The 804-nt window shown below is 49.8% G+C and carries 3 protein-coding genes; all 3 read left to right on the forward strand.

Annotation, left to right across the window (positions count from 1 at the left end):
• Positions 1–5: 5 nt before the first annotated feature.
• A complete protein-coding gene (locus HP556_RS01195) occupies positions 6–98 on the forward strand; it encodes a NinE family protein (RefSeq protein WP_239640787.1) in 93 nt (30 codons plus the stop codon).
• Entirely contained in the window at positions 95–265 is a 171-nt protein-coding gene (locus tag HP556_RS30450; RefSeq protein WP_000566997.1) for a protein NinF, read from the forward strand. The genes HP556_RS01195 and HP556_RS30450 overlap by 4 nt, the downstream gene beginning before the upstream one ends.
• Positions 258–804, forward strand: a 547-nt coding sequence (locus tag HP556_RS01205) for a recombination protein NinG (RefSeq protein ID WP_246297299.1), incomplete at its 3' end; no start/stop codon positions are given. The genes HP556_RS30450 and HP556_RS01205, both read left to right, overlap by 8 nt.

Genomic DNA, 804 nt, shown 5'->3' on the forward strand with positions numbered 1-804 from the left:
AGCCAATCCCAAAAGAATCTGACGTAAAAACCTTCAACTACACGGCTCACCTGTGGGATATCCGGTGGCTAAGACGTCGTGCGAGGAAAACAAGGTGATTGACCAAAATCGAAGTTACGAACAAGAAAGCGTCGAGCGAGCTTTAACGTGCGCTAACTGCGGTCAGAAGCTGCATGTGCTGGAAGTTCACGTGTGTGAGCACTGCTGCGCAGAACTGATGAGCGATCCGAATAGCTCGATGCACGAGGAAGAAGATGATGGCTAAACCAGCGCGAAGACGATGTAAAAACGATGAATGCCGGGAATGGTTTCACCCTGCATTCGCTAATCAGTGGTGGTGCTCTCCAGAGTGTGGAACCAAGATAGCACTCGAACGACGAAGTAAAGAACGCGAAAAAGCGGAAAAAGCAGCAGAGAAGAAACGACGACGAGAGGAGCAGAAACAGAAAGATAAACTTAAGATTCGAAAACTCGCCTTAAAGCCCCGCAGTTACTGGATTAAACAAGCCCAACAAGCCGTAAACGCCTTCATCAGAGAAAGAGACCGCGACTTACCATGTATCTCGTGCGGAACGCTCACGTCTGCTCAGTGGGATGCCGGACATTACCGGACAACTGCTGCGGCACCTCAACTCCGATTTAATGAACGCAATATTCACAAGCAATGCGTGGTGTGCAACCAGCACAAAAGCGGAAATCTCGTTCCGTATCGCGTCGAACTGATTAGCCGCATCGGGCAGGAAGCAGTAGACGAAATCGAATCAAACCATAACCGCCATCGCTGGACTATCGAAGAGTGCAAGG

Origin of the sequence: Tardiphaga robiniae (genome assembly GCF_013359755.1) — a bacterium.
GTDB classification, from domain to species: Bacteria; Pseudomonadota; Alphaproteobacteria; order Rhizobiales; family Xanthobacteraceae; genus Tardiphaga; species Tardiphaga robiniae.